At 56.3% G+C, this 7,544-nt stretch carries 5 protein-coding genes and 1 tRNA gene; 4 read left to right on the top strand and 2 right to left on the bottom strand.

What is annotated here, in order from left to right; translation table 11 throughout:
- Nucleotides 1-353: 353 nt before the first annotated feature.
- A complete protein-coding gene (locus GSQ91_RS07630) occupies nt 354-1,883 on the top strand; it encodes a CehA/McbA family metallohydrolase (protein WP_216845131.1) in 1,530 nt (509 codons plus the stop codon).
- On the opposite strand, the gene GSQ91_RS07625 is transcribed toward GSQ91_RS07630, so the two are convergent.
- Complete coding sequence (locus GSQ91_RS07625) at nt 1,880-2,971, bottom strand: LacI family DNA-binding transcriptional regulator (RefSeq protein ID WP_254064411.1); 1,092 nt, start codon at nt 2,969-2,971, stop codon at nt 1,880-1,882. The two genes, GSQ91_RS07630 and GSQ91_RS07625, sit on opposite strands and share 4 nt — an antisense overlap.
- 286 nt (nt 2,972-3,257) lie before the next feature.
- Between GSQ91_RS07625 and araD the strand changes: the two genes are divergently transcribed.
- From araD to GSQ91_RS07610, 3 genes are all read left to right on the top strand, one after another.
- On the top strand, nt 3,258-3,968 hold the full coding sequence (gene araD / locus GSQ91_RS07620) for an L-ribulose-5-phosphate 4-epimerase AraD (protein WP_158820751.1): 711 nt from the start codon (nt 3,258-3,260) through the stop codon (nt 3,966-3,968).
- A gap of 16 nt (nt 3,969-3,984) precedes the next feature.
- Nucleotides 3,985-5,562, top strand: a complete 1,578-nt coding sequence (locus GSQ91_RS07615; protein ID WP_158820749.1) for a ribulokinase — start codon at nt 3,985-3,987, stop codon at nt 5,560-5,562.
- Nucleotides 5,563-5,604: 42 nt separating this feature from the next.
- A tRNA-Gly gene (locus GSQ91_RS07610) sits at nt 5,605-5,679 on the top strand.
- A 170-nt stretch (nt 5,680-5,849) separates the two neighbouring features.
- Here the strand turns inward: GSQ91_RS07610 and GSQ91_RS07605 are convergent.
- Nucleotides 5,850-7,274 (bottom strand): hypothetical protein, encoded by a 1,425-nt coding sequence (locus GSQ91_RS07605; RefSeq protein ID WP_158820746.1) that lies wholly within the window; start codon nt 7,272-7,274, stop codon nt 5,850-5,852.
- Nucleotides 7,275-7,544: the final 270 nt, after the last annotated feature.

Genomic DNA, 7,544 nt, shown 5'->3' with positions numbered 1-7,544 from the left:
CTTCCGCTCATGTACCGCTCTCGCCTGCGCCTGGCTTAGACTCCAGCTATATGTCGATACGACCTAGCAGCTTCTGTCTACTTAGGAGTCGTTGGAGGTAACCGTGAGGCGTGCGAAGATCTGAACACGATGAAGTATTGAGACCGGTCGTCGAGCAGACCTTCTCAGATTGCGCAAACGAACGATTGCGCAACGAACCTTAGCGTACGATTTTTTGACGTTTGGTGTAGTGACCCCAGCATCCGCATTGCGAAGATACGCTTGACCGAGGATTGATGCTGCGCCCTGGCACTTGTTGGTATCTCCCGTTAAGTATCATCCAAAATATGCCGGCAAGCGCAGGAGGCTTCAAGGTGCTACGAAAGAGTTGGATTGCAACAACAGCAAAGATGTCCATGATTCTGCTTTGCGTGTTTCTAGGTGCTCTCAAAATGTGGACGCAACAGCCTCTGGATCATCATGCGACAGCTGCAACGAACTCGATCGTCTTGCAGGGCGAAGTCCACGGTGCACAAAACCACAGTTACGTAGAAGTGCCGTTTGATGTCCCGTCAGGAACACGGCGGGTGACACTAACCTTCGACTACACAGGCAAAGACCAGCGCACGACACTGGATCTTGGTCTCGCGGATCCGACCGAGCTGCGCTGTTGGAGCGGCGGCAATAAGAAATTGCTAACTGTGGGACTATCGGATGCGACGCCATCCTGTCTGCCTGGGCCTATCCCAACGGGAAAGTGGAAGGTCGTGATCGGAGTCCCTAATATCCGGCCGCAGGTGACAGCGCACTATACGCTGCACATTGATTTCAGCCACACGGGTTTGGTCGCCGACGAGCCAGCGGTATTGAACGTGCCCCTGCGCAGCGGGCCGGCTTGGTATCGCGGCGATCTGCATATGCACACCGGCCACAGCGACGGTCAGTGCCCCAGTCAGACGGGCAAGATGGTTGCATGTCCTGTGTTCGCCACCGTCAATGCGGCGGCCCAGCGCGAGCTCGACTTTATCGCGATTACAGATCACAACGCGACGTCGCAATATAATGCGATGCGAGAACTGCAGCCTTATTTCGACAAACTGTTGCTGATTCCGGGAAGGGAAGTCACCACCTTCTATGGGCACATCAATTTTCTCGGCACTACGGACTTCGTCGACTTCCGGCTGGGAAGCAAAGCTGTTCCGGATGCAGACACCCTGTTGCGAAGCGCGCGCCAGCTCGGAGCGCTTACTTCGATTAATCATCCTCGCGACTACACAGGCGAGGCTTGCATGGGTTGCGGCTGGACCCCTCCCCAGCCCGTAGACATGCATCTGCTGACGGCTATTGAGGCGGTGAACAGCGGGAGTGAGGATCCGGATACCTCCGGAATTCCGTTCTGGGAAACGCAGTTGAACCTTGGTTTTCGGCTGACTGCGATTGGGGGAAGCGATAACCATCGGCCGATGAAACCTCTGGATCAAATAGGCTCGGTGGGAAACCCGACTACCGTCGTATACGCCTCGGATTTATCGACACCTGCGATTCTGGCAGGGATTGCTGCAGGACATGTTTGTATCGATCTGACAGGCTCTCACGACCGCATGGTCGAATTGGAGGCAAGAGCCGGAGATCAAACCGCTCACATGGGTGATTCTTTGAAAGTCGCGAACGACGCAACGGTTGAGCTTGATGTGCACGCGGTTGACGTAGCCACCGGCATAGTGGTTTTGACCGTAGACGGAAAGGCGGTGCCCTTGAGCAGCGATGTGTCCATCGTAGATAAGGACCAGACGAAGAAGCTTTCGTGGAAGAGCGATGGAAAACGCCATTGGATTCGAGTCGATGTCATGGGACCCGAAGGCAAGCTCTGGCTGTTAGGCAATCCCGTCTATATCAACTACTAATCCGCGGACACCGGGCGGGCGGAAGTCTTTTTTGCTGCGGGCTTTGTCCGCTTCACGGCATGCTGTCTGGGATAGCCGCTCGTCTGGCGGACAATCAACCGCGTTGGAATCATTCGTGTCGCCTCAAACTTGCGCATCGGCTCGGCTGTATCGTGCAGAAGTGCATCCAGTGCTGCGGTAGCCAGATCGGAGCACGCCATCCGAATCGTTGTAAGCGGCGGTACCGTGAACTGTGCCATGTGAATGTCGTCGAAGCCGATGATGGATATATCGTCCGGCACTTTTAATCCACGGCCTGAGACGGCATGCAGCACCCCGATAGCGGTCATATCGTTCGAGCACACAATTGCCGTTGGCTTCTCCTTGAGGGAGAGCAGTTTTTCGGCACCGGCGAAGCCGCCCTCCATGGTGTGGTCTCCCTCAATCACAAACTGCGGCGGGACTGGTGTGGAGATGCTGCTCATGGCTTCTTGAAAGGCTTTTTGGCGTTGTCGCGCTGAGTCCAGGCTGAGCGGGCCGCTGATAAATGCGATCTTGCGATGCCCAATGACCGCCAGATGCTGCACAGCTTCGTGCAGGCCTCGTCTGAAATCGACCTGTAGAGAGGAAGCGCCTTCGAGGCTGTTCTTAGGGCCGATCGAGACCACAGGGATTCCTCGCTCCACCATCTGTTGAACAAGGTCCTCATCCATGCCAAAGGTCATGACGGCCACTCCCTCGACCATGCGTTCCACCATGCGGCGTACGCACTGCATCATCCGCTCCGCCGAGTAATTCGTGGATCCGATCAGAATCTCGTAGCCACGCTTCACCGCGGAGTCCTCGAAGCTCTGGATCAGCTCCGGAAAGAACGGATTGGTGATCTCTGAGACGATCAATCCAATCATGCCGCTGCGGCCCGAGACAAGAGCTCGTGCCTGTGTGTTGGGCGTGTAATTCAACTCCTCCGCAGCCCTCATCACACGTTTGGCCAACTCAGCATCCACGGTCGTGATGCCGTTCATGGCACGGGAAACGGTAGCGATGGATACACCGGCGCGCTTGGCTACGGCTCGAATGTCGACGGGAGTACGCGGCTTTAAGGTCACAGGGTAACAGTAAAGGTTTTCGTTATAGATCTGTCAATATACGTCCTGTTTCTCGACAAGGGTTATATTCTAAGTCTATGATAATAAAGATTAAGTGTCGCTATTTGGCAGCAAGTGGCTTCTTGTCTGGAAAACCGCTGGCATGCGAGTAGGGCAACTCCTCACGTCGGTGTGTTAAATTGGTAAACGTTTTCCTGCCTAAGCTTTTGCAGGCTGTCGGTAGATCTATGTCAAACGCACCCGATACCCGCACTGCTGGTACGCAAACCGACCTGGAGGTTGCATCATGATTGTTTCCAGCACTAGCACGGCCCTCGACCGGCTCCGCAGGGAGGTACTTGCCGCGAACCTGGATATCGTTGCACGCGGGCTTGTTCTGTATACATTCGGCAATGCCAGCGGCATCGACCGTGCGAACAATCTGGTGGTCATCAAGCCGAGCGGAGTTCCGTATGAGAAGCTCCAGGCGGAGGATCTTCCGGTGTTCACGATCGACGGCAAACACGTCGATGGCGAGTTCAAGCCTTCCTCCGATCTCGCCACGCATCTGCATCTCTATCGGGAGTTTCCTGGCATTGGAGGAGTCGTTCATACGCACTCCGAGTACGCAACGGCGTGGGCACAGGCTGGTCGCGCCATCCCGGCCTATGGCACAACCCACGCTGATTACTTTCACGGTCCGGTGCCGGTGACGGCCCCACTGAGTGATGAAGAGATCGAGGGAGAGTATGTGTTGAACACAGGCATTGCGATTACCCGGATATTTTCGGGCCGCGATCCGCTCGCAACGCCTGCGGCGTTGGTCGCAGGGCATGCACCCTTTGTTTGGGGACGCACTCCTCATGAGGCTGCACACAACGCGGTGGTGCTCGAATCAGTTGCGCGCATGGCCTTTCTCACCGTTACCCTGAATCAGGCCTGTGAAGGTGTTTCGCAGGGTTTGCTAGACAGGCATTACTTCCGCAAGCATGGCGCGAAAGCCACCTACGGCCAGTAGAGAGAAAGAGAAAACTATGCCCATCGTTGCAGGCGTCGATTTTGGGACGCTTTCGGTTCGCGTCACGCTGCTCGACTCTGAGGCAGGCCGGCTTGCCACGGCGTCCGCCGAATATCCATTGCATCGTCGTCGCGAAGACCCGGACTACGCGACGCAATCGCACCTCGACCAGATGCAGGCGCTCGTCGTTGCAACACGGAGCGCAATCTCCGAAGCGAAGATTGACGGTACAGCGGTGAAAGCCATTGCACTCGATACGACAGGCTCATCGGTCATCCCTGTAGGGGATGGCATGCAGCCACTCGACGAGTATTACCTATGGTGCGACCACCGCGCCAAGCACGAGGCCGCCGAGATCACCGCGCGCGCTCATGCAGAAGGTCTGGAAGCGATCCAATGGTGCGGTGGCGTCTACTCCCACGAGTGGGGTTTTGCGAAGCTGCTGCATTGGCTGCGTAACAATCCGGATAAACGTGAGCGGTTCGTCTCGGCATTCGAACATTGCGACATGGTCGCGGCAACCCTCGCAGGTATTACCGATGCAAGTCAGGTCAAGCGCTCGGTCTGTGCGATGGGCCATAAGTGGCTATGGAATCCGCGCTGGGGCGGCTTTCCTCCGCAATCGTTTCTCTCCAGCGTCGATCCTCTGTTGGATGGCGTGCGCGAAAAACTCATGGGGGAGTGCGTTACATCTGACCACATCGCGGGTTATCTCTCACCGCAATGGGCAGAGGAGATGGGGCTTAAGCCCGGTATCCCCATTCCAGTGGGAGCGTTTGATGCCCACTGGGATGCGCTTGGCGCTGGATGCCGCGAGGGCGATGTCGTCAATGTGGTTGGCACTTCGACGTGCATCATTGCGATGACGCACTCGCAAAGACTGATACCGGGAGTCTGCGGTGTCGTTCCCGGTAGCGTCCATCCCCAGTACACCGGTGTCGAGGCTGGTCTCTCCGCCGTTGGCGACATCTTTGAGGCGATTGCGCGCCGAGCCAATAAGCCACTCGGGGAGATGTCGGCTGCAATCGCCGCCTATAAGCCGGCGCAGACCGGCCTGCTTCGGCTCACCTGGGACAACGGCGACCGCACGGTGCTGGTGAACGCGGAGCTTGGCGGCGTGACTCTCGGTTGGAACCTGTTGCACACTGCCGAAGACGAGTTGTTTGCCGCCATTGAAGGAACGGCACTTCACACACGCATCATCCTGGAACGCATGGCGGAAGGGGGCGTGCCGATTGAGCGCGTCATCAATGCTGGTGGTATTCCGCAGAAGAACAATGTGCTGAATCAGATCTACGCAAATGTTTTAAATAAACCGGTGCTAGTCCCCGACGGCACGCCAACATCGCTAGGTTCGGGAATCCTTGCGTTCCTCGCTGCCGGAGTGTTTCCGTCGATTGAAGCGGCGCAGGCTGCGATCTGCCTTCCGTACAAAACATTCCTGCCGGACACCCACACGGCTGCGGTCTATGACGAGCTTTTCGCGCTCTATCGCAAGATCTACTTTGCGCTGGGGACGAGCGGCGCACCGGCAACAGCGCTCGGGGATGTGCTGCCGGCATTGCGATCTCTCGCGGACAAAGCGCGAAGTTGAAGGAGCGCGGAACTCTGATGACAGCGTATAATCAGGCTCAAAGCGGGAGTAGTTCAGTGGCAGAACGTCAGCTTCCCAAGCTGAATGTCGCCGGTTCGATCCCGGTCTCCCGCTCCAAGAAAATCAACGCCTTACGATATATCAGCAAATAGCGTGCTCCAATCACATCACGAGCAGCTTTTTCTCCAACTGGTTCACCGCAGGCAGACGGCTCGCGATCCGAAGTCTTAGTGATCTCGGCTCCGGATAGACAAGATGCGGTGAGAAAAGGCTCAAATCTTAGGCTTTTAATGTCCGGGAGGTGGGCCAATTCGTTCCAGGACAACATGCGGCGTCGAGGCATTGGTTGCCACGTTACCGGCGCCTACCAGCAATTCGAATGGCTGCAGATTTCCCTGCGCTGTTCTTGCTTGGAGCAGAGTGGGCATCATCGATTTAGGATTCAGTAAAAATGCCGTTGCCGCCTCCGTTCCTGCAGCATTTAGGCCGGCAACAATCAAGACGTGGCCAGTCTCGCTAAGATTTGGCAAGTAGGCAATGATCCCGTAGGTTTGATCTTGTTGTCCCTTGGTGGTGTAGATTGTGGCTTCGCCGGGGCGTGGGTACAGGTTCACAAATCCCGATGGCTTATCCGGGTCGGGATCGAATCGGAACCGGAAATGCAACTGAGGACGGAAGAGCTCAAGCCAGGGATTTGACTCGTCGGAACCGATCAAGATGGCATTGCCCGTGCGCAGGTCGTCCATGCGCAAATCATGCGCATAACGGATCATCATCCGTTCAGGGACAAGGTCTTTCAATTGGGCCAGGCGCGCAGCGAAGTCTAGGTCGACCACACTGGTGAAGCGTCGCCCACCCAACTTGAGAATGTCCTTCGCATCGGGATTATCGTCTATCTTCACTGTGGTCCGATAGCTCCCATTGATGTACTCGGTAAGTGGCACCGGGCGCTCAAGAAGCCGCTGCATGATGACAAGGCCATCGTCGGAAGGCACAACGAAGGTGTCGCGATCCCTACTGAAGAGTTGTCTCCAAAAGATGCGCGATAGTGCCTCCTGCCGGGACTCCATCAATCTGGAGTGTTTCAGAAGCATGATACCGACCCCGAGGAGAACGCCGATAAGAAGCGCGAGCACTGTGCCCGGGATGATCCGGAAATGTCCGGGCGCTCGATACGAGAAGTCCTGAATAACAGGGGAGATAACCTCAAGCCTCTCCGACACTGCCGGATGCGATACACCGGACCCCTGGGGTTCGGTAACTCCGGAAGCGATGCCGTCGTCGGTCTCGGGTAAGACCTGAGGCGTGTCAGAGAAAATTGGCGTGTATCCGCCGCGAGGGATCTCAAGCCGTAGAGGCTCCTCACGTCCCTCCGTAGTGAAGTACCCTTCGATACGTTTGCGCAGTTTGCGCGCATAGCTGCGCACGATGTTGTCGTCGTTCGGGTCGTAATTTTCCGCCCTGCCGAAGACGATCACACCGATCTGCTGTTCCGTGATCTCCTCTGTGCGGCCTCGAATACATCGATCGACGATATAGAGAAGAAAATCCGAGAGCAGCCCCGAACGTCCCAGCGACCCGCTGGCGGCGATGCGCATTGCAAGCTGCCAACGGCGATCTTCCGCATCGACAGGCAATTCTGCCCCCAGCACGCCGTCAAGCCGGGATAAAAAAACCGGCTCGGCCTTCGGTGATGGCTCAAGGGTTTGCATCGCGTGGGAACTTTCTTCTTTTCAGTTCGACTCTAAAGTGACTTGATGAACCCTTTGTAAATTAACGTGTCCGGCAGCATTCGCACACATGTGTTCATTCACACAGCTGAAATACACGCCTTGATGATTTCGCTGCAGATAACTGCGCTGCGCCGTGTCCACACCATCGCACACAAGAAAAACCCCTACCGCGTTCTGCGATGCCACCCAATACTCGAGACATTCGGGATAGCGAGGCCAACTCGCACTCATGCTGTGTGCATTCCCACG

Source organism: Granulicella sp. S156, from assembly GCF_009766105.1.
Classification (GTDB): Bacteria; Acidobacteriota; Terriglobia; order Terriglobales; family Acidobacteriaceae; genus Granulicella.
The sequence above is the reverse complement of the archived record's forward strand: the minus strand, read 5'-3'. Positions and strand labels throughout refer to the sequence as shown.

Bases quoted from the DNA above. Each gene is read 5' to 3' on its own strand.
- GSQ91_RS07615 (WP_158820749.1), top strand. From the start codon at position 3,985: ATGCCCATCGTTGCAGGCGTCGATTTTGGGACGCTTTCGGTTCGCGTC.
- araD (WP_158820751.1), top strand. From the start codon at position 3,258: ATGATTGTTTCCAGCACTAGCACGGCCCTCGACCGGCTCCGCAGGGAG.
- GSQ91_RS07605 (WP_158820746.1), bottom strand. From the start codon at position 7,274: ATGCAAACCCTTGAGCCATCACCGAAGGCCGAGCCGGTTTTTTTATCC.